Source organism: Serratia sp. HNCC26DJ206 (assembly GCF_057180605.1).
On record NZ_JBXUGP010000004.1, the window covers coordinates 158,939 to 179,923 of the forward strand.

General features: G+C 54.6%; 22 protein-coding genes. 11 read left to right on the forward strand and 11 right to left on the reverse strand.

The window, feature by feature from the left end:
• The first annotated feature begins 2 nt into the window (after window positions 1–2).
• The gene (locus AC2A1E_RS04370; RefSeq protein WP_484382722.1) at window positions 3–401 is read left to right on the forward strand and encodes a VOC family protein; all 399 of its coding nucleotides are present in this window, start codon (window positions 3–5) and stop codon (window positions 399–401) included.
• Between the two features lie 290 nt (window positions 402–691).
• Here the strand turns inward: AC2A1E_RS04370 and zntB are convergent, their stop codons facing one another.
• The 3 genes from zntB to AC2A1E_RS04385 form a co-directional block, all read right to left on the reverse strand.
• A complete protein-coding gene (zntB, locus tag AC2A1E_RS04375) occupies window positions 692–1,675 on the reverse strand; it encodes a zinc transporter ZntB (RefSeq protein WP_484382723.1) in 984 nt (327 codons plus the stop codon).
• A gap of 148 nt (window positions 1,676–1,823) precedes the next feature.
• A complete protein-coding gene (locus AC2A1E_RS04380; RefSeq protein WP_484382724.1) occupies window positions 1,824–3,458 on the reverse strand; it encodes a peptide ABC transporter substrate-binding protein in 1,635 nt (544 codons plus the stop codon).
• A 164-nt stretch (window positions 3,459–3,622) separates the two neighbouring features.
• A complete protein-coding gene (locus tag AC2A1E_RS04385) occupies window positions 3,623–3,973 on the reverse strand; it encodes a hypothetical protein (RefSeq protein ID WP_459402642.1) in 351 nt (116 codons plus the stop codon).
• Window positions 3,974–4,168: 195 nt separating this feature from the next.
• Here AC2A1E_RS04385 and mpaA point away from each other — a divergent pair, with 195 nt between their 5' ends.
• The gene (gene mpaA / locus AC2A1E_RS04390) at window positions 4,169–4,876 is read left to right on the forward strand and encodes a murein tripeptide amidase MpaA (protein WP_484382725.1); all 708 of its coding nucleotides are present in this window, start codon (window positions 4,169–4,171) and stop codon (window positions 4,874–4,876) included.
• Between the two features lie 17 nt (window positions 4,877–4,893).
• Here the strand turns inward: mpaA and ycjG are convergent, their stop codons facing one another.
• On the reverse strand, window positions 4,894–5,859 hold the full coding sequence (gene ycjG, locus AC2A1E_RS04395; RefSeq protein WP_484382726.1) for an L-Ala-D/L-Glu epimerase: 966 nt from the start codon (window positions 5,857–5,859) through the stop codon (window positions 4,894–4,896).
• Window positions 5,860–6,046: 187 nt separating this feature from the next.
• On the opposite strand from ycjG, the gene tpx reads away from it, so the two are divergent.
• From tpx to AC2A1E_RS04410, 3 genes are all read left to right on the forward strand, one after another.
• On the forward strand, window positions 6,047–6,547 hold the full coding sequence (gene tpx, locus AC2A1E_RS04400) for a thiol peroxidase (protein ID WP_484382727.1): 501 nt from the start codon (window positions 6,047–6,049) through the stop codon (window positions 6,545–6,547).
• A gap of 215 nt (window positions 6,548–6,762) precedes the next feature.
• Window positions 6,763–7,029: a type II toxin-antitoxin system ParD family antitoxin gene (locus AC2A1E_RS04405; RefSeq protein ID WP_484382728.1), complete on the forward strand. Its 267-nt coding sequence runs from the start codon at window positions 6,763–6,765 to the stop codon at window positions 7,027–7,029.
• Window positions 7,016–7,312: a type II toxin-antitoxin system RelE/ParE family toxin gene (locus AC2A1E_RS04410; protein ID WP_473187243.1), complete on the forward strand. Its 297-nt coding sequence runs from the start codon at window positions 7,016–7,018 to the stop codon at window positions 7,310–7,312. Before AC2A1E_RS04405 ends, AC2A1E_RS04410 begins: the two co-directional genes overlap by 14 nt.
• Window positions 7,313–7,412: 100 nt before the next feature.
• On the opposite strand, the gene tyrR is transcribed toward AC2A1E_RS04410, so the two are convergent.
• The 6 genes from tyrR to pspA form a co-directional block, all read right to left on the reverse strand.
• Window positions 7,413–8,984 (reverse strand): transcriptional regulator TyrR, encoded by a 1,572-nt coding sequence (gene tyrR, locus AC2A1E_RS04415; RefSeq protein WP_484382729.1) that lies wholly within the window; start codon window positions 8,982–8,984, stop codon window positions 7,413–7,415.
• 317 nt (window positions 8,985–9,301) lie between these two features.
• Window positions 9,302–10,363: a TIGR01620 family protein gene (locus AC2A1E_RS04420; RefSeq protein ID WP_484382730.1), complete on the reverse strand. Its 1,062-nt coding sequence runs from the start codon at window positions 10,361–10,363 to the stop codon at window positions 9,302–9,304.
• Window positions 10,360–11,757: a YcjX family GTP-binding protein gene (locus AC2A1E_RS04425; RefSeq protein WP_484382731.1), complete on the reverse strand. Its 1,398-nt coding sequence runs from the start codon at window positions 11,755–11,757 to the stop codon at window positions 10,360–10,362. The genes AC2A1E_RS04420 and AC2A1E_RS04425 overlap by 4 nt, the downstream gene beginning before the upstream one ends.
• A 34-nt stretch (window positions 11,758–11,791) precedes the next feature.
• On the reverse strand, window positions 11,792–12,151 hold the full coding sequence (gene pspC, locus AC2A1E_RS04430) for an envelope stress response membrane protein PspC (RefSeq protein WP_484382732.1): 360 nt from the start codon (window positions 12,149–12,151) through the stop codon (window positions 11,792–11,794).
• On the reverse strand, window positions 12,151–12,378 hold the full coding sequence (pspB, locus tag AC2A1E_RS04435; protein WP_044551554.1) for an envelope stress response membrane protein PspB: 228 nt from the start codon (window positions 12,376–12,378) through the stop codon (window positions 12,151–12,153). Before pspB ends, pspC begins: the two co-directional genes overlap by 1 nt.
• 57 nt (window positions 12,379–12,435) lie before the next feature.
• Window positions 12,436–13,101, reverse strand: coding sequence for a phage shock protein PspA (gene pspA / locus AC2A1E_RS04440; protein ID WP_484382733.1), 666 nt, complete (start codon window positions 13,099–13,101; stop codon window positions 12,436–12,438).
• Between the two features lie 186 nt (window positions 13,102–13,287).
• Between pspA and pspF the strand changes: the two genes are divergently transcribed.
• Window positions 13,288–14,292, forward strand: a complete 1,005-nt coding sequence (gene pspF / locus AC2A1E_RS04445) for a phage shock protein operon transcriptional activator (protein WP_484382734.1) — start codon at window positions 13,288–13,290, stop codon at window positions 14,290–14,292.
• A 3-nt stretch (window positions 14,293–14,295) separates the two neighbouring features.
• On the opposite strand, the gene AC2A1E_RS04450 is transcribed toward pspF, so the two are convergent.
• Window positions 14,296–15,189 carry a LysR family transcriptional regulator gene (locus tag AC2A1E_RS04450; RefSeq protein WP_484382735.1) on the reverse strand — a complete coding sequence of 298 codons (894 nt, stop codon included), beginning with the start codon at window positions 15,187–15,189 and terminating at the stop codon, window positions 14,296–14,298.
• A 91-nt stretch (window positions 15,190–15,280) separates the two neighbouring features.
• On the opposite strand from AC2A1E_RS04450, the gene AC2A1E_RS04455 reads away from it, so the two are divergent.
• The 5 genes from AC2A1E_RS04455 to sapD all read left to right on the forward strand — a co-directional run bounded on the left by AC2A1E_RS04455 (window position 15,281) and on the right by sapD (window position 20,984).
• Window positions 15,281–16,057, forward strand: a complete 777-nt coding sequence (locus AC2A1E_RS04455) for an NAD(P)H-dependent oxidoreductase (RefSeq protein ID WP_484382736.1) — start codon at window positions 15,281–15,283, stop codon at window positions 16,055–16,057.
• 455 nt (window positions 16,058–16,512) lie between these two features.
• Entirely contained in the window at window positions 16,513–18,153 is a 1,641-nt protein-coding gene (gene sapA, locus AC2A1E_RS04460; protein WP_484382737.1) for an ABC transporter substrate-binding protein SapA, read from the forward strand.
• On the forward strand, window positions 18,150–19,115 hold the full coding sequence (gene sapB / locus AC2A1E_RS04465; protein WP_484382738.1) for a putrescine export ABC transporter permease SapB: 966 nt from the start codon (window positions 18,150–18,152) through the stop codon (window positions 19,113–19,115). Before sapA ends, sapB begins: the two co-directional genes overlap by 4 nt.
• On the forward strand, window positions 19,102–19,992 hold the full coding sequence (sapC, locus tag AC2A1E_RS04470; RefSeq protein WP_484382739.1) for a putrescine export ABC transporter permease SapC: 891 nt from the start codon (window positions 19,102–19,104) through the stop codon (window positions 19,990–19,992). Before sapB ends, sapC begins: the two co-directional genes overlap by 14 nt.
• Window positions 19,992–20,984, forward strand: a complete 993-nt coding sequence (sapD, locus tag AC2A1E_RS04475) for a putrescine export ABC transporter ATP-binding protein SapD (protein ID WP_459402625.1) — start codon at window positions 19,992–19,994, stop codon at window positions 20,982–20,984. Before sapC ends, sapD begins: the two co-directional genes overlap by 1 nt.
• The last annotated feature ends 1 nt before the right edge of the window (window position 20,985 follow it).

The following is a 20,985-nucleotide window of genomic DNA, read 5'->3' on the forward strand; positions in this document are numbered from 1 at the left end:
CGATGAACATTACCCCCTGCCTGTCCCACGTCTCGTTGGGAACCAACAATTTTGATGCTGCGGCGCGATTTTACGACCAGGTGCTTGGTGCCTTAGGCTGCCGACGCGTGATGGAACACCCCGGTGCCATCGGCTATGGCCGTGACTATCCCGAGTTTTGGCTGCAAATACCGATAGACGGTAAGCCTGCCGGAACCGCCAACGGCGTACATATAGGATTTTTTGCTACCAGCAAGAAACAGGTTGATGAGTTCTATCAGCAGGCGGTGGCGACGGGAGCTAAAGAAGAAGGCGCTCCAGGTTCGCGACCACACTATGGCGCAGCCTATTACGGTTGTTTTGTCCGCGATCTCGACGGGCACAAGATAGAAGCCAGTTTCTGGGATGAAAGCGCCGCGTAAAGGAAATACCTTGGCCGATGAAAACCTGGCTAAGGTAAAAAAAGATGAAAAAAATGCCGGTGATTAAACCGGCATTGTATGAATCAAATGTGCTATGCAGTAATTCTAAAAATAAGAAAGTAAGACAATTATGGAGCGCAACGCCCATCGCTTGACGTTGCATTCACCTGCGGGAGAGATCATGCCGTACTTCTCGCAGGTGAATATTGATATCGCTCAACTTTAACTGCGTTTTATCCCCCTCTCTTCTCACGCAGGTGGGATTTACTCTCTGCACTTTGAAATTGTCATTATAACCACCGACTGCGCTTCAGCCACCAGGCCACACCGACAACCAGTGTCATCAGCATGAAACAAAAAGAGGCAAAGGCCAGCGGGCTTCCGCTGCCGGGGATCCCTCCCAGATTCACACCAAACAGCCCGGTCAGGAATGTAGTGGGCAGGAATACCATCGCCATCAGAGACATAGTGTAAGTGCGGCGGTTCATGGCATCGGCCATCACGGTGGTGATCTCATCAGACAGTATCGCCGTGCGGGCAATGCTGCCATCCAGATCGTCCAATCCGCGCCCCAAACGGTCGGCGATGTCTTGCATTCTGCGACGATCGTCATCACTCATCCACGGCAGACGCTCGCTGGCCAAACGTGAGAACACATCACGCTGTGGTGCCATGTAGCGGCGCAGCACAATCAGTTGTTTACGCATTAACGCCAACTGCCCACGTTCCGGGATCTGCTGTTCCAGCAACGCGTCTTCCAGATCGATAATTTTGTCGTGCAAGTCTTCAATAAACTCGCTGGTGTGATCGGTCAAGGCATCGGCAATCTCCACCAACCAATCGCCGCTGTTGATCGGCCCAGAACCGTTTTGCAGTTCGTTGACTACGGCATCGATGGAGTACACTTTGCGGTGCCGGGTAGAGATAATCAGCTTATCGGTCATATACACGCGGAACGTGACCAACTGATCGGGCCTTGAGTCAGCATTAAAATTGATCCCGCGCAGCGTGATCATGGTGCCGTCACCTAAACGACTGACGCGCGGGCGTGTACTTTCGCCAGAAAGTGCCTCCCTCACTGCATCTGGCAACAGCGGTGTTGTCGCCAACCATTCAGCGCTTGCCGCATGGGCATAATCGAGATGCAGCCAGCAAGGTTCATCACGGGTGACTTTATCTTCATAATCAATCGGCGTCGTTCCGCCTTTGCCGTCGAGTTGATACGCGTACACCGCGTCGGGCACCTGCAGATCGCGCCCCTCAATGACATCCATTCAATACCCTCTCTCTATTAGGCTATTTAGCAAACGCCTGTCGCCAGGCCAGTGCTTCCTCAAGCCTCAACTTTAACAATATTTTTCATGCTTAGACAAAAAAGCCCCACATTTTAGCGGGGCCTTGAATGCAATAAGAACCTGAGGATCAGTGCTTCAGGATATACATTTCCTGGCTATACGCCACATCTTCCGGGTTAGCGATTGGGTAACCTTTCACCCAGGGCTTGATCAAACGGCCATTAGTGTACTGATAAATGGGCGCAATCGGTGCCTGCGCAGCAATCATCTGTTCGGCCTTATTGTAATCATCGGCCAGCGCCGCCGGGTTTGTCTCACGGCTGGCTTCGGCCAACAGGCTATCGTATTCCGGGTCTTTAAATTTGGCGATGTTGCCACTGTGGGCGGAGGTCAACAACGAGAGGAAGGTTGAAGCCTCGTTGTAATCCCCAACCCAGGAAGCACGCACCACGTCGAAATTACCGGTATTACGGCTGTCAATATAGGTTTTCCATTCCTGATTCTGTAGTTTGACATCCACCCCCAGCTTTTTCTTCCACATCGATGCCACGGCAATGGCGATCTTCTGATGGCTTTCCGACGTGTTATACAGCAATGTCAACGTCAGTGGTTTGTTCGGGCCATAGCCTGCGGCCTGCATCAGCGCCTTGGCTTGCGCATCCAATTCTTCCTGTGACTGTTGCTGTAACAGGCTGGTTTCTGGTTGGAAACCAGCAGTAACATCCGGCGTGAAGTGATAAGCCGGTTTTTCGCCGGTGCCTAACACTTTCTCGGCAATAATCTTGCGATCGATGGCATACGACAGCGCCTTGCGCACGCGCACATCATTGGTTGGCGCACGTTGGGTATTAAAAGCGTAATAATAGGTGCCGAGCTGATCCGGGGTATATACCTGGCCCGGAATATCCTTCAGCAATTTCTGGTACATGTTTTTCGGGAAGGATTCGGTGATATCGATATCCCCCGCCAGATAACGCTTGGTGGCGTTAGATTCCTGATTAATCGGCACAAAGGTGACTTTGGTCAGCACGGTACGGGCGTGATCCCAATAATGTTCATTCGGCACCAAAACCAGTTTCTCGTTGACTACCCGATCTTGCAGCTTGAATGCGCCGTTACCGACCAGATTACCCACTTTGGTCCAATCATTACCCAATTTCTCCACGGTGGCCTGCGGCACCGGGAACAGGCTGAAGTTGGCGGTCAAGCTGACAAAGTACGGCACCGGCTTATTCAACTGTACTTTCAGCGTATGGGCATCTACCGCCGTCACACCCAGCTTATCGACCGGTAATTTACCTGCGATGATTTCATCCGCATTTTGGATCCCGGCTAACTGGGCAAACCAGGCAAATGGCGACAGGTTTTTCGGATCGACCAGCCGCTGCCAGCTATAGACGAAGTCTTTAGCCGTGACAGGGTCACCGTTTGACCAACGCGCGTCTTTGCGCAGCGTAAACAGATAGATTTGGTTATCGGATGTCTGCCAACGGCTCGCAACACCGGGGATCACTTTGCCATCGGCCCCTTGATTCACTAAGCCTTCAAACAGATCGCGCGCCACCTGGGCTTCCGGCAGCCCTACCGCTTTAATCGGATCCAGAGAGGCCGGTTCATCTTTGATATGGCGCACAATCTCCTGTTTCTCCGCCAACACGGTGCCTGGGGGAACCTGAGCCGCTATTGCACCGCTGAACCCTGCGCCAATTGCTGCTGCGCAAAGCGCCAACCGGAAACTTTGCTGAATCTTGCTTATCGCCATCTTGATCTACCCCAGTTAACCATCTGAATTATCTATCATATAGCACAAGATACGCTTCCCCCCTAGTCCAGCACAGACAAGATTACAAAAACTGGGCGTCAGACGATAAAAAACGCCCGTATTACGGCAGGCGCAATACGGGCGTTATTCATTATTAGCGAGGATCAATCGTAGAGATGAATACTCACGATCTGATAGCTAAACTCTTCACCCTCTTCCTCGTCAAAAATGGTGAAATAGCTCTTTTCCACTAACGGGTTGAGCTGAATGTCAGTTTTCTGTAGCTGGCGCGAGTCGACATCGTCATAACCATAGTCGAGGTAGAACTCGCCTTTCTGATGATCAACGTGCAAGGTAAACGGATAGTTGGATTCATCCCCACGCCCGTCGTCGTTTTTCACCACACCAAACCACTCACCCTGACGGATCTGGTTTTCCGCATCCACGCCGCACAGCAGCGTGATGGTATCCTTGGCGTTTTCGCTATAGCGAGCAACTATTCTGGCAACTGGCATGTTAAATCCTCTTTATGATTAACTTCTGCCGATAGTATAACAACAGCCGTGGTTTTATTCGCATAGACACTGGGAAAGATAAGTTAAAACGTAATACACTGAATAAATTAGCAATCACGTCTTACTCGATGTTGCAGGAATGCACCACTGCAATCTCCGGTACGAAGGAATACCTTGGCATGAAGGGACTACACCATGATCCAACACAAACCGCGCAGTGAGCGTGGCCAACTGGCCATTGCCGGTGAAAGTTACGGTAAGTCGTTATTAGGCGCTCCATTGCTCTACTTCCCGGCCGCGCACCGTGGCCCGGAAACGGGGTTGGTGATTGCTGGCACCCACGGCGATGAAACCGCCGCGGTTGTGACGCTATCCTGCGCGTTACGCAGCATCGCGCCTTCTCAATTGCGCCACCACGTGATCCTGGCGGTCAACCCGGATGGTTGCCAACTCGGGTTACGTTCCAATGCCAACGGTGTCGATCTCAATCGTAATTTCCCAGCCGCCAACTGGCGCTCTGGCGACACGGTTTACCGGTGGAACAGCGCCGCACAGGCACGCGATGTGCGTCTTTCCACCGGCGGCAGGCCGGGTTCCGAACCGGAAACACAGGCGCTATGTCGCCTTATCCACAGCCTGAAACCGCGTTGGGTAGTATCATTCCATGAGCCGCTGGCCTGTATTGAAGATCCAGAAAGCACCAAACTGGGCGTTTGGCTGGCGCATCAGTTTACTCTGCCGCTGGTAACCAGCGTGGGTTACGAAACGCCCGGCTCATTCGGCAGTTGGTGCGCCGATCTCTCACTGCCCTGCATCACTGCCGAACTCCCACCGATTTCTGCTGATGCGGCCAGCGAAAGCTATCTGGAAGCGATGGTGGAATTGCTGACGTACCAGAACTAAAGCAGTCTGCGGCGCGGTTAAAGGTCAATTGCGCCGCATTCAAAGACCAAACCGGGTTCCACATCCTTAGCCAACCAGGTGGGGCCATCAAGATCGACAAAGCGCGCACCGGGTACCAGCGGCAATGCGGCGGCGATGGCTCTTGAAGTACACAGCATACAGCCGAGCATAATAGCGAAACCTTGCGCCCGCGCCTGCGCGGCCAATTTCAGCCCTTCGGTCAGGCCACCGGTTTTATCCAGCTTGATATTGACCATTTGATAGCGCCCGGCCAACTGCACCAGATCGGCGCTGGTGTGGCAACTTTCATCGGCACAAATTGGCAACGGATGGATGAAGTTTTCCAGAGCGCTATCGTCGGCCGCCGGTAGCGGTTGTTCCAGCATTGCTACCCGCAAGTCGGCCAAAAGTTGGCAACGCGCAGCCAGCCCTTCCGCCTGCCAGGATTCGTTGGCATCGACGATCAGCGTTATTTCCGGCACAGCGGCACGGATCGCCACCAGCCTTTCGCTGATGAAATGGTCGTCGAGTTTGATTTTCAGCAGCGTGGCCCCCTGTTGTTCCAACTCTTTGGCCGCAAACGCCATCGCTTCCGGTGTACCGATACTGACGGTTTGCGCCATCACAATACGCTGTGGTGCTTCAACGCCGCAGCGATGCCACAGATCCTGGCCATTAATTTGGCACTCCAAGTTCCACAGGGCCGAATCAATGGCATTGCGCGCCGCGCCAGCAGGCATCAGCCGCTGCAAATCCTCCCGCGAGACACCTTGCTCCACCGCTGCCATTACGTTAGCGAGTTGTTCTATAACCGAGGCTTCGCTCTCGCCGTAACGGGGATAAGGCGTGCATTCCCCTACGCCGTACACCCCTTGCTGTTCAATTTCAACCACCACCACTTTGGCTTCTGTACGGCTGCCACGGGCAATCACAAACGCCGTATGCAGTGGCCAGGCTTCCGGGTAAAAACGCATGCTTCTCATAACGGCTCCTGAACAAAAAAAGCGCATAAAGTCATTCCACTGCGCAGGGGTATTTCAATATATACAACTATTTAGCAAACTTTATATATCTAAGTCGCTATCATTGACTTAAACTGATCGCAGGGTGTGAATCTAATGTTAATTAGATTTGAATCTTTGTATAAACTTCGTTGAAAGGAATAAATCAATGACTCAGACCGTACATTTTCAAGGCAATCCTGTCACTGTAGCAGGCAAATTGCCACAACAGGGCGAGCAGGCTAAAGGTTTCACACTGGTTGCCAAAGACCTGTCAGACGTCACGCTGAGCAGCTTTGCCGGTAAACGCAAAGTTCTGAACATTTTCCCAAGTATTGATACCGGCGTCTGCGCTGCTTCAGTACGCAAATTCAACCAACTGGCCAGCAGCATGGATAACACCGTAGTGCTGTGCATTTCTGCCGATCTGCCGTTCGCCCAGTCTCGTTTCTGCGGTGCAGAAGGCCTGAATAACGTGGTGATGCTATCGACCCTGCGCGGCGGCGAATTCAAATCCGCTTATGGCGTGGAAATCGCCGAAGGCCCATTGGCTGGCCTGGCTGCCCGTGCCGTGGTGGTGCTGGATGGTCAAGACAAGGTGCTGTACAGCGAGTTGGTGAATGAGATCACCACTGAGCCCGACTACGATGCGGCACTCGCTGCGCTGTAATCACTTTGCAGATATGAAAAAGCCCGCTGGCTTTTGATATCCAAAACGCCCCTGGCCTTCGTGACCAGGGGCGTTTTATTATGCCCCCTGCATTGCTCCGAACCATACCCCTGCCCCCCATTCATCTGGCGCTTCTCTTCGCCCATCACTGGTAACGCCATAATTAGGGGTATACACTGAATGTAAGATCAAATCTTACATTCAGAGAGCATAGTATGGCACGTACCATGACGGTTGATATCGGCGACGAACTCCGTGAGTTTATCGATTCACTGGTTCGTTCCGGCGATTATCGGACGCAAAGTGAAGTCTTGCGGGATGCTTTGCGTCTATTACGCGAAAAACAGGCTGAGTCACGTCTGCAAACATTGCGGGATCTACTGGCAGAAGGGCTCGACAACGGTACGCCAGAGTCATGGAATAAGGATGCGTTTTTGCAGCGAGTGAAAGCAAAGGCTCGGGCTGGCCATGAAAACGATTGAGTTGACACCGAAAGCAACGGAAGATTTGGAATCCATCTGGCTATACAGCTATGAGCAATTTGGCTTGGCAAAAGCCGATGAGTATATCAGCCGGTTTTCAGATTTGTTTGATGTCTTATCGAGGCATCGCATCGGTACATTCAGGCCAGAGTTGGGCGACCAAATTTATTCATTGCCGGTAGAACAGCATGTCATCTTCTTTATACCGGCTGAATCCATAGTGACGGTGATCCGTATTCTCAGCCAGTCTCAGGAAACCACTCGCCACTTTCCCTGGCGTTAATTCATCTTGGTTACTTAGCCCAGAAAGATCGCACAAATTTCAAGTTCCCAATCACCAACTTGGCGGGTGACTAGGAGCTTGAAAGATAACGTCTATAAAACTACTCCTCGCTCTCATCCGCCGGCTTACGGCTGCTAAGGCCATATTCGCGCAGTTTATTGGCGATCGCGGTATGGGAAACGCCCAAACGCTTGGCCAGTTTGCGCGTGCTGGGATAAGTGCGGTAAAGGCGAGTCAACACCGAACGTTCAAAGCGCTTGCTGATATCATCCAGCGAACCGTCCAGCACTTCATCCCCCAGCGATATCTCCACTTCAAACTCCGGCAGAATGATGTCCTGTGGGCGCAGTTCATAGCCATCGGTCTGCGTTAACGCGCGGTAGATGGCATTCTTCAGTTGACGCACGTTGCCCGGCCAGCCGTATTTGCTGAGGAAACTGTTGAGATCGTTGGCCAGTTTCGGCCGCGCCACGCCCTGCTCGTCGGCAAAGCGTGCCACAAACAGTTCGGTCAGCGGCATGATATCTTGCGTGCGTTCACGCAGCGGTGGAATGGTGATGGTCAGTACGTTGAGGCGATAATAGAGATCTTCGCGGAACTCACCGCGCTGAACCAGCTCAGTCAGGTTTTTCTGCGTGGCACAGATCACCCGCACATCCACATGCACCTCATGTTCTTCCCCCACGCGGCGGAAAGTACCGTCATTGAGGAAGCGCAGCAGCTTGGTTTGCATACGTGGCGACATCTCGCCGATCTCATCCAACAATACCGAGCCACCATTGGCCTGCTCGAAGAAGCCTTTTTTGCCTTCCAGCGCATTCGGGTAAGCGCCCGGCGCGTGGCCAAACAGTTCACTCTCCACCACGTCGTCTGGTAATGCGGCACAGTTAAGCGCCAGGAACGGTTGTTTGCCGCGCGGGCTGCGCAGGTGGCAGGCACGCGCCAAAATATCCTTACCGGTGCCGGTATCGCCAACAATCAGCAACGGTGCATCCAGCATTGCCAGCTTGCGTGCTTGTTCCAACACATGGCGCATTTTCGGGCTGACGGCCACGATATGGTTAAATTCGGTATCATCATTCACCGACAGGTCTTGTAGCTGACGGCCCATGCGCGCGGTGGATTTGAGCATCACCACCGCACCTACCGTAGAATTTTGCTGATTCTCATCTTCAAGGTAGATCGGCGTGATATCCATCAGGAAATCCTGGCTGCGGATCACCACTCGCTCAGAGTGCGGCGCGGTATTCTCGCTTTCCAGCCAGCGGCCAAAGTTATAGCCACCGATCAGCTGCGTCACCGTCTGGTTGCGGATCTTGTCTTCGCTGAAGTTGAACAGCGCAAGCGCCGCCGGGTTGGCGAGCTCCACTTTGCCTTTCATATCGATGGAGAACACTGGCTCAGGCATCGACGCCAACAACGCGCGCAATGCGCGATGTTCACGCTCCGAAGGCATAAAGCTGACGGTACGCACGTCAGTGACGCCGCTAATGCGACGGATCTCGGCCATCAGGGCGCGAAACGTATCAAAGTCCAACTGGGAAAAATTCAGGTAAATACGGCCGATAGGATCAATTTCGATGCCGCGCAAATCGATGCTGCGCAACACCAGGAGATCGAGTAACTCTCGAGTGAGACCGAGACGGTCTTCGCAAAATACTTCCAAACGCATCAGTATTGGCCTTATCTCTGCAAGTGCGGGGATGACTAACGATGATGATACCCTCTCCCCCCGAACGGAAGAAGCGATCTGTCAGTAAAAGTTGACAGATCTCTGATTTATCGCTGTCGCTGCTGATTTTAAACGCAACTGAATAACACCATCGGCGTAATTTTAGCTTATTGTCAGAGAGTTATCATAACCATGTGTGATTTTTCAGGGAAATATAATGCAGATGCAGGAAGATCGTCTTTCGTCAATCGGGGGTTACAAACTCATGCTACCGACAGCCAATAGGAAGACTGCGCCATCTGACGCAATCTTTGAGGTTATTTGGCCTTGCTTTCACTTTTCTTCATGGTGTCTTTCAACTGCGCGATTAACTGGCCGCGAAAATCCCCCAGTTTCGGTTTGTCGTCTTCCAGCCAAGGTAACGGGCGGCACAACTCCATCGCCTTGATACCCAGGCGTGCGGTCAACAACCCAGCACCGATCCCCTGAGCCGCACGGGCAGACAGCCGCGCCGCAATATCCTGCGACATCCAGTCCATCCCCACTTCCCGCACCAGTTCAGACGCCCCGGCGAAGGCAATGTTCAACAGCACCAGCCGGAACAGGCGAATGCGGCTGAAATAGCCCAACTCAATGCCATACAGCGCCGCAATGCGGTTAATCAGGCGGATATTGCGCCAGGCGATAAACGCCATGTCCACGAGGGCCAATGGGCTGACGGCGATCATCAGCGCCGACTCCGCCGCCGAACGGCTAATCTCACGCCGCGCCTGATTATCCAACACCGGTTGTACCAGCTTGGCATACAGCGCCACCACCTCACGATCGTTTTGGGTTTCATGTAGCGAAGCCTGCCAGCGTTGCAATGCCGGGTGGCCTTGATCCAAACCGGCCTGCCGCGCCAGCTTTTCACAGAATTCACGCCCTTTTCCCAAACCATGGCTGTGCAACAGCTCACGCGCTTCATCACGTTCTTCCGCACGCTGACGCAGGCGATACAACCGCCGCCATTCGCCCACCACCGAGCCAATACCGGCGAACACAATCAAACCACCGGCCATGCCGCCGCCAAGGGCGATCCAATCCTGTTGCACCCAAGAGGTATGCAGCCACTGAATGCCCTGTGCCACCACGCTGACGCCAAACAGCAGCAACCCGGTGTTGACCATTTTGCGCCACAGGCTACGCTTGGGTTTCAATGCCGCATTGATGATCCCTTCGGCACGCCCTTCTTCCTCTTCCTGCTCCCATTCAGGGGCCGCAGGATAAAATTTTTCGGCCTGCAATTCGTCAAACGCCACTCCAGCGCGCAATACCGGCTCCTGTGGCGGTTGCAACGGTTCGGCAAAATCGATACGCGGTTTTAACGGCTCGCTCATCGCAATTTATCTCCCAATAAAAACTCCATTACCGCATCCAGACGGATGTGCGGTAACGGACTGTCGACGCTCATCGCCCGTGGGCGGAATTCGTCAAAATGGAACCCTTGCTGCTGCCAGAACGCCGGGCCCGGCAAACGGGCGGGCACTTCACCAGGGAAAACCGTCAGCGGCGTATCATCATCCAAGCGATGGCCTTTCAAGGCAGGAATGCGCTGCCCATGGTGATCCACAATGCCGCTTTCGGTGGCCTGCACCGACGCCAGCCCAACGCAGTCCATGCTGATCCCTTCAAATGCAGCATTTTGCCAGGCTTCCTGCACCAGTTGCTGTAACAGTGAAACCAGGTTGGCGTGCTGATCGGCAGTAATATGATCCGCTTTAGTGGCGGCAAACATCAGCTTGTCGATGGTGGGCGAGAACAGGCGGCGGAACAGCGTGCGTTTACCGTAATGGAAGCTCTGCATCAGTTGCGTCAGCGCCAGCCGCATGTCGTTGAACGCCTGCGGCCCGCTGTTGAGCGGCTGCAAACAATCCACCAGCACAATCTGGCGATCGAAACGGACAAAATGCTCTTTGTAGAAATTTTTGACGATCGACTGGCAATAATAGTTAAAGCGCGCGCGCAGCATACCGAAGTTGCTGTGCTTATCCGCCTGCGCCAGCCGTGACTCCCCAGCAGCATCAACGTTCGGCCACGGGAAAAACTGCAAGGCTGGCGCACCGGCCATATCGCCCGGCAATACAAAGCGGCCCGGCTGGATAAAGTGCAGCCCTTCCGCTTTGCAGCGCAACAGATAATCCGTATAAGCCTGCGCGATTGCTGCCAGCTTGTTTTCATCGGCCGGTGCCAGCGGATCGAGATCCTTGCACAACGCCAGCCAAGGTTTGGCCCATTCGGCGCGCTGCCCCTGCAATAGCCCGCCCATCTGGCGCGACCAGGCCAGATAATCCTGTTCCAGCATCGGTAAATCGAGCAGCCATTCACCGGGATAGTCGACAATTTCCAGATACAGCGTGGAGGTTTCTTTGAAATGACGCAGCAGCGAGTCATTAGAGCGGTAACGCAGCGCCAGGCGGATCTCGCTGACGCCGCGCGTCGGCGTTGGCCAGCTCGGCGGAGTGCCGTAAAGCTGTGCCAAGCCTTCATCATAGGTAAAACGCGAGATACCGAGATCGCGCTGCGGAATGCGTTTCACCCCCAGCAGGCGCTCTTCCCGCACCGCTGAAAACAGCGGCATACGTGCGCCGCTGTGAACATGAAGCAACTGATTAACGAAAGCGGTGATAAACGCGGTTTTGCCGCTGCGGCTCAGGCCGGTCACCGCCAACCGCAAGTGGCGATCCATGCCGCGGTTGACCAGCGAAGTTAATTCATTTTGTAGTCGTTTCATTGTTCTCCTTGGCAAATGCCCTTAACCAGACAGGTTACAGCTTACGGAAACGGCTCTGCACACCAAAGGTATCAGACGTGACGTAGCGTTCGACCTGGCGTAACTGCTGCTCACCGCTGCCCAACTCGTACTCCAGTTGATCCAGCAACTGGCGCGGGGTTTGCGGGTGTTCATTTTCGTAGCGGCTGGCAGGCACTTCGTCCAGCATAAAGGTCAGTACGATGTAGGCCACTATAGTGAAGAAAAACAGCCCGAAAAACATCGACAACACGACCATCACACGGATTAACCGTACTGGAACATCAAAATAGTGCGCCAAACCGGCACAAACTCCCTTCAGCATGCCTTCTTCAGGAACGCGATAAAGCTTTTTACTGCCCAGGGTATTCGCCATTAAGACTGTCTCCAATTTGGGTGTTCGGCATCAAGGATTTCTTCCAGCGCCTGAATACGTTCACGCATGCGCTTGGCATCTTCCGCCAACTGTGCAAGCCGTTGCATCTCCTGATGACTCAGTTGAATGCCGCTCTGTTGCCGGTTGCTGTAATGCAGCCAAAGCCAAATCGGCGCGACAAACAACACAAAGATTGTCAACGGGATGGCAAGTAATAGAGCACTCATTTCGATTCCTTCTTATTAGTTTTGGTAAGCGGCCACGAAGCAGTGGCCGCTGAAAGATTACTCTGAGCGATTCATTTTGGCCTTCAGGGCCGCCAGTTGCTCGCTGATGGCATCATCCACCTTCAGTTCGGCAAATTCCTGCTCCAGGCTTTTCTTTTTACCGATACCGATGCTTTCCGCTTCGGCTTCCATATGGTCAATCCGGCGTTCGAACTGCTCAAAACGCGCCATGGCTTCATCCAGTTTACCGCTGTCTAGCTGGCGGCGCACATCGCGTGAAGAAGAGGCCGCCTGATGGCGCAGGGTTAACGCCTGCTGGCGCGCCCGCGTTTCGGTCAGTTTGTTTTCCAGTTCGCCAATTTCGCTCTTCATGCGAGCCAGCGTTTCTTCCACCGTGGCGGCCTCATGGCGCAGTGTGGCGATCAGATCGGCCACTTTCTGCTTTTCGATCAGCGCAGCGCGCGCCAGATCTTCTTTATCTTTGCGCAGGGCCAGTTCGGCTTTATCCTGCCAGTCGTTGAGCTGGCTTTCACCTTGCTCAATACGGCGCAGTAGCTGCTTTTTCTCCGCCAGCGCCCGCGCCGAGGTAGAGCGCACTTCTACCAGAGTGTCTTCCATTTCCTGGATCATCAAACGCACCAGTTTTTGCGGATCTTCTGCTTTATCCAGCAGAGTGTTGATGTTGGCATTCACGATGTCGGCAAAACGAGAAAAAATACCCATAATTCACTTCCTCTTGGTTATAGGTCGGCGTCTGAAACGCCGCGTTGAATCATACTGTTCGTCCCAATACCTTATCAAAATCCGTGCCAACTTTTATTTTATTGAAAATAAAGGAATATTTGTTTTTGACACTCGCCATGCTTGCTGTAGAGTGAGTATTTTCACCAAACATTGGCGAATTTCATCATGAGCGAACCGTTAGAAAACCTGCTGGGCGAGGCAAACGCCTTTGTTGAAGTGCTGGAGCAAGTCTCACAACTGGCGAAGCTGAACAAACCGGTGCTGGTGATTGGTGAGCGCGGCACCGGTAAAGAACTGATCGCCCACCGTTTGCACTATCTTTCTAACCGTTGGCAGGGGCCGTTTATTTCACTCAACTGCGCGGCACTGAACGAAAACCTGCTGGATTCGGAACTGTTCGGCCACGAAGCAGGCGCTTTTACCGGCGCGCAGAAGCGCCATCTTGGCCGCTTTGAACGGGCCGACGGCGGCACGTTATTCTTGGATGAACTGGCTACAGCGCCAATGCTGGTGCAGGAAAAACTGCTGCGGGTGATTGAATATGGTCATCTGGAGCGCGTCGGGGGCAGCCAGCCACTGCGGGTGGATGTGCGCTTGGTGTGCGCCACTAACGACGATCTGCCAGCGCTCGCCGCCGCCGGTAAGTTCCGCGCCGACTTGCTGGATCGCCTGGCTTTCGATGTCGTGCAGTTGCCACCACTGCGCCAACGCCAGCAGGACATCATGCTACTGGCCGAACACTTTGCCATTCAGATGTGCCGTGAACTCTCCTTGCCGCTGTTCCCCGGCTTCAGCCAACATGCGCAAGCCACTTTGCTCAGTTACAACTGGCCGGGTAACGTACGTGAGTTGAAGAATGTGGTGGAGCGTTCGGTGTATCGCCACGGCTCAAGCAGCAGTGAACTGGACGAGATCATCATTAACCCGTTTGCTCAACGTTCAGCACAGGTAGAGTTCACGCCACCGCAGGCTAGCGGCCTCCCCACGCTGCCGCTGGATTTGAAAGCCTGGCAGCATCAGCAGGAAAAAGACCTGCTGGAAGTTGCGCTGCAACAGGGTCGTTTCAACCAGCGCAAAGCGGCGGAGTTGCTGGGGCTGACCTACCATCAGTTGCGTGGCATGCTGAAAAAACACGCCTTGCTGCAAAACGGTGAGCCAGAGGGCGAATAGGTTTCACAGCGATTGAACAATGTGTTCCCGCAACCACTGATGAGCATGATCGCGCTGGGAACGCTCATCCCACAGCATCGCCATCTCATAGCCCGGCACTTCCACCGGTGGTTCGGCGATCTGCAACGTTGTGCTATCACGTACCAGTCGTTCTGGCAGCATGGCCACCAAATCCGTTTTCACCAACACGGACATCACGAAGAGAAAGTGCGGCACAGAAAGCACAACCCGGCGCGAAAGCCCTACCTGTTCCAACGCCTGATCGGTGATGCCGCTGAACCCACCGCCGTTCGGCGATACCACCACATGCTCCAGTTGGCTGAATTGCGCCAGCGTTGGTGGATTTTTTAACTGCGGATGTCCCTTGCGACCAACCAGCACATAGCGCTCCTTGAACAGGATCCGCTGGCGCATACCGGGTGGTGAACAATCACGCGTGTGGAAAACCAGATCGATCTCCCCCAATTCCGCCTGCTTGGCAATCCGCGTAGGGGCCAACTCAAATACGGCTAATCGGCTCCCCGGTGCCAAACGGCGTAATCCGGCCAAGGCTGGCAGCAAGATGGTAGATTCCGCGTAATCAGCAGCCGCCACACGCCAGGTGAGGCTGGCCGTAGCAGGATCAAACGGGCTGGCGGGGGCAACCGCCAGTTCCAGTACTTCCAACGCCTGCCGCAAAGGTTCACGCAATGCTTCTGCCCTGGCCGTTGGCCGCATGCCTCTTGGCCCCGGTAGCAACAGAGGATCGGCAAAAAACTCCCGTAGCTTGGCCAAATGAATACTGATGGAAGGTTGGGACAGGCAGAGACGCTCTGCGGTACGGGTCACATTATGTTCCGCCAGTAAGACATCGAGCGTCACCAGAAGATTGAGATCCAACTTACCGAAATTACTCATAACAATACCTGTAATTATAGAAATCAATTTTAACTATACCTGACGGCAAACTACTCTGGTCCTCTCTTTTCAGCCATGGAACAACTCAATCATGAATATTCTGCTTGTCTATGCTCACCCCGAAGCCAAATCGCTCAACGGCTCGCTTAAGAATTTTACGGTCAAACATTTGGAGGATGCGGGGCACCAAGTGCAGGTATCCGACCTGTATGCCATGAAATGGAAAGCCTCACTGGATGGCGATGACCGTACAGACCGGCAGGCAGATACCCGGTTTAATCCCTCGAAGGATTCCAAATTGGCCTTTGAAAATGGTACGCAGAGCGAAGATATTGCCCGCGAGCAGGAAAAACTGCGCTGGGCGGATACCGTCATTTTACAGTTCCCACTGTGGTGGTTCTCGATGCCAGCCATCCTCAAAGGTTGGGTAGAACGCGTGTACGCCTACGGTTTTGCCTATGGCGTGGGTGAACACTCTGATACGCACTGGGGCGATCGCTACGGTGAAGGTTCAATGGCGGGGAAACGGGCAATGCTGATAGTGACTACCGGCGGGTGGGAACCTCATTACAGCCCACGCGGGATCAATGGCCCGATAGAGGATATCTTGTTCCCGATCCACCATGGCATTCTCTATTACCCGGGTTTTGACGTATTGCCACCGTTCGTCATGTATCGCACCGACCGTATGGACGAAGCCCGGTTCTCAAACCTGTGTGCAGAACTCGGGCAACGGTTGGACAATCTGGCACAGACAGCGCCGATCGCCTTTCGTCAGCAAAATGCCGGAGATTACGACATTCCACAACTCACGCTGCGCGCCGATATCGCCCCGGATCGTTACGGCTTTGCTGCCCATCTGAAATAAGCTACTGCTAAAAACAGCGATCGATAACGATCGCTGAGGTTAATGACAAAGTCGCCTTCTAGCCCGAGATACCCGGGTCTAGCGCACCGAGGGGCACTCCGATGGCTTACGCCGTTACGACCCCTTCGGCACACTCCCCCTAATAAACAGCATGGCAGCAGTCTTAAGGAAACCTACGGCGGTTCAGTTTGATCGTGCTAAAGAGTGTTCGCACCCTGCGGCAATACCGGTGACCGTGCGGCTATTCAGTGAAGCTGGAACCGTAATTTGACCCGAGGTGCTGCGCCCCCAGGCCACTACCTTACCGGCACTGGTCAATCAGTTTTCCTTACCCAACTCTCATCGGCAGGAGTCCTGTCTGAAAGCACAAAGTTCAGCCGTTTTACGCAAGGAATTGGGCAGATTGCCAGAGTGCGATACACTAACGTTATTGCTCATTAACTTATGAAGCGTCTATGCGTGGTTTACCCCTTTGGATAATGTCGCTGAGTGGCTTGGCAACCTCAGTGCTGGCCTCAACGCCACCAGTACCACCGCCAGCGGATATCCGCCAGAGCGGTTTCGTGTATTGTGTCAGCGGCATCCTGAATACCTTCAATCCTCAGATGGCCAGCAGTGGCCTGACGGTCGATACGCTGGCGGCCCAGCTGTACGATCGTCTGCTGGATGTTGACCCTTATACTTATCGGCTGATCCCGCAACTGGCGCAAAGCTGGGAAGTGCTGGATAACGGTGCGACTTATCGTTTCCATCTGCGCCGCGACGTGCCTTTCCAGACCACCGCCTGGTTCAAACCCACGCGAAAAATGAATGCCGATGATGTGGTATTCAGCTTCGAGCGGGTATTCAATCACAAGCATCCGTTCCACGGCGTGAACGGCGGTGAATATCCCTACTTCGACAGTTTGCAGTTTGCCGACTCCGTACAGAGCGTGAAGAAGCTGGACAACTATACCGTCGAGATCCGCCTGCAAGCACCGGATGCCTCTTTTCTGTGGCATCTGGCCACCCACTACGCCCCGATACTGTCGGCAGAATATGCCGCCAATCTGACGCTGGCGGGGACACAAGAGATGATCGACCGTGAACCGGTAGGCACTGGCCCCTTCTTGCTGAACGAATACCGTTCCGGGCAATACATTCGCTTAGCGCGTAATGACGTTTACTGGAAAGGCAAACCACGGATGTCACAGGTGGTGATCGATCTGGGTGCCGGGGGCACCGGCAGGCTATCCAAATTGCTGACCGGTGAATGCGATGTGTTGGCATACCCGGCCGCCAGCCAGCTTTCGATTCTGCGCGACGATCCCCGTTTGCGCCTTACCCTGCGGCCCGGCATGAATATCGCCTATCTGGCCTTCAATACCCGCAAACCACCACTGGATAATCTGAAAGTGCGCCAAGCCATTTCGTTGGCCATCAACAATCAGCGCCTGATGCAGTCAATCTATTACGGCACGGCAGAAACCGCCGCATCGCTGCTGCCGCGCGCCTCCTGGGCGTATGATAGTGAAGCCCACGTGACGGAATACGATCCGGCCAAAGCCCGGGAGATGCTGCGTGAGGCCGGGGTTGGCCCGCTGGATATGAAACTGTGGGTGCCTACCGCATCGCAGTCCTATAACCCGAGCCCGTTGAAAACCGCCGAACTGATCCAGGCGGATTTAGCCCAGATCGGTATTAATGTCACTATCGTGCCGGTAGAAGGCCGTTTCCAGGAAGCAAGATTGATGGAGATGAACCACGATCTCACCCTCAGCGGTTGGACCACCGACAGTAACGACCCGGACAGTTTCTTCCGCCCGCTGCTGAGCTGCGCGGCGATCCACTCGCAAACCAACTATGCTCACTGGTGTGATCCCGGCTTCGACGAAGTGCTACAGGATGCGCTGTTATCACAACAGCTGGCGCAGCGTATCGAGAAATATCAGCAGGCGCAGAAGATACTCGCACAGCAGTTGCCTGTGCTGCCACTGGCCTCTTCCCTGCGTCTGCAAGCCTACCGTTATGACATCAAGGGCTTGGTGTTGAGCCCATTCGGTAACGCATCGTTTGCCGGGGTGTATCGCGAACCGGCGGAGGAGGTGAAAAAGTGATTATCTTTACCTTGCGCCGTATTCTGCTGCTGCTGATTACGCTGTTCTTTCTGACGCTGGTCAGCTTCAGCCTGAGCTATTTCACCCCGCGCGCGCCGCTCAACGGTGCTGTGCTGTTGGACGCCTATCGCTTCTATTTCGTCAGCCTGCTACAGGGGGATTTTGGCGTTTCCAGCATTAATGGTCAGGCCATCAGCGAACAACTGCGCGAAGTGTTCCCGGCCACCATGGAGCTGTGCATTCTGGCGTTCATACTGGCGCTGTGCATTGGTATTCCGCTGGGTATCATCGCCGGAGTGATGCGCGGCAAATGGCAAGACACCGCCATCAGCACCTTTGCTCTGCTGGGTTTTTCCATGCCGGTATTCTGGCTGGCCCTGCTGCTGATGCTGTACTTCTCTTTGCATCTGGGCTGGTTACCGGTTTCCGGCCGTTTCGATCTGCTGTATCAGGTTAAACCGGTGACCGGCTTGGCGCTGATTGACGCCTGGCTTTCCGACTCGCCTTATCGCACCGAGATGATCGCCAGCGCACTGCGCCATATGGCACTGCCGATTATCGCCGTGGCGATAGCGCCTATCACCGAGGTGATCCGCCTGATGCGCATCAGCACCGACGACGTACTCGGCCAGAACTACATCAAAGCGGCGGCCACCCGTGGCCTTTCGCGCTTTACCATCATCCGCCGTCACGTGCTGCATAATGCGCTGCCGCCGATTATCCCCAAACTTGGGCTACAGTTTTCTACCATGCTCACGCTGGCGATGATCACCGAAGTGGTATTCAGTTGGCCAGGGCTGGGCCGCTGGCTGGTGAACGCCATCCGCCAGCAGGATTATGCGGCGATCTCCGCCGGTGTCATGGTGGTGGGTGCGCTGGTGATCACCATCAACGTCTTGGCCGATATTCTGGGTGCTGCCACCAACCCGCTGAAGCATAAGGAATGGTATGCCCTTCGATAACGTCTACGGCGAAAAGAAAATGCCAAGCCCGCTGCGTTACACCTGGCGGATTTTTTACGGTGATACGCTGGCCATGGTTGGCTTTTACGGCGTGCTTGCCCTGCTGCTGCTGTCCATGTTTGGCAGCCTGCTGGCACCTTATGCGTTGGATCAGCAGTTCCTCGGTTATCAGTTGTTGCCACCGTCCTGGTCGCGTTACGGCAACGTGTCGTTCTTTCTCGGCACGGACGATCTGGGGCGCGATATTCTAAGCCGCCTGTTAACGGGCACTGCCGCCACCTTCGGTTCAGCGCTGATGGTGACCATTGCCTCCGCCTTCTTTGGCGTGATCCTCGGCGTGTTTGCCGGGGTGACCCGTGGCCTGATCTCGGCGGTGCTGAATCATGTGCTCGACACCCTGTTGTCCATCCCTTCGCTGTTGCTGGCGATCATCGTGGTGGCCTTTCTCGGGCCGAAGCTGGAGCATGCCATGCTGGCGGTGTGGCTGGCGCTGCTGCCGCGCATGGTGCGTACCATCTACAGCGCGGTGCATGACGAACTGGAAAAAGAGTATGTGGTCGCCGCCCGCTTAGACGGTGCCTCAACACCGCAGATCCTGTGGTATGCGGTCATGCCGAATATTGCAGCGGTGCTGGTGACCGAGTTCACCCGTGCGCTGTCGATGGCCATTCTCGATATCGCCGCGCTGGGCTTCCTCGATCTGGGGGCTCAGCTACCCTCTCCTGAATGGGGAGCGATGCTCGGTGACTCACTGGAACTGATGTACGTCGCCCCTTGGGCGGTCATGCTGCCCGGTGGTGCCATCCTGGTCAGCGTGCTGTTGGTTAACCTGTTGGGCGATGGCGTGCGCCGCGCGATTAATGCGGGAGTGGAATAATGCCGTTACTCGATATCCGCAATCTGACGATTGAATTTATGACCGCCGAAGGGCCGATCAAGGCCGTCGATCGCGTCAGCATGACGCTGACCGAAGGCGAAGTGCGCGGCCTAGTGGGGGAATCCGGCTCAGGAAAAAGCCTGATCGCCAAAGCGATTTGTGGCGTCACCAAAGACAACTGGCGCGTTACCGCCGATCGCTTCCGCTTCAACGATATCGATCTGCTGCAATTAACGCCGCGCGAACGGCGCAAACTGGTGGGCCATAACGTCTCGATGATCTTCCAGGAACCCCAGTCCTGCTTGGATCCTTCCGAAAACATTGGCCGCCAGTTGGCGCAGGCCATTCCCGGCTGGACCTATAAAGGCCGTTGGTGGCAAAGGTTCAACTGGCGCAAACGCCGCGCCATCGAACTGTTGCACCGCGTGGGCATCAAGGATCATAAGGATATCATGGGCAGTTTCCCCTATGAGTTGACCGAGGGGGAATGTCAGAAGGTGATGATCGCCATTGCGCTGGCCAATCAGCCACGGTTGCTGATCGCCGATGAACCGACTAACGCTATGGAACCCACCACCCAAGCACAGATTTTTCGCCTGCTGGCGCGCCTCAACCAGAACAACAACACCACTATCCTGTTGATCAGCCACGATTTACAGATGATGAGCAAATGGGCGGACCGGATAAACGTGCTGTACTGCGGCCAAACGGTGGAGAGCGCACAGTGCGAGGAGTTGCTCGCCGCCCCGCACCACCCTTATACCCAGGCGCTGATCCGCTCGATGCCGGATTTTGGCCGTTCGCTGCCGCATAAAAGCCGCCTGAATACGCTGCCAGGGGCGATCCCTTCGCTGGAACACCTGCCGATCGGCTGCCGCTTGGGGCCACGCTGCCCCTATGCACAGAAAAAATGCATTGAAACCCCGCGCCTGCGCTCGGTGAAAAATCACCTGTTTGCCTGCCACTTCCCGTTGAACATGGAGGAGCAATAAC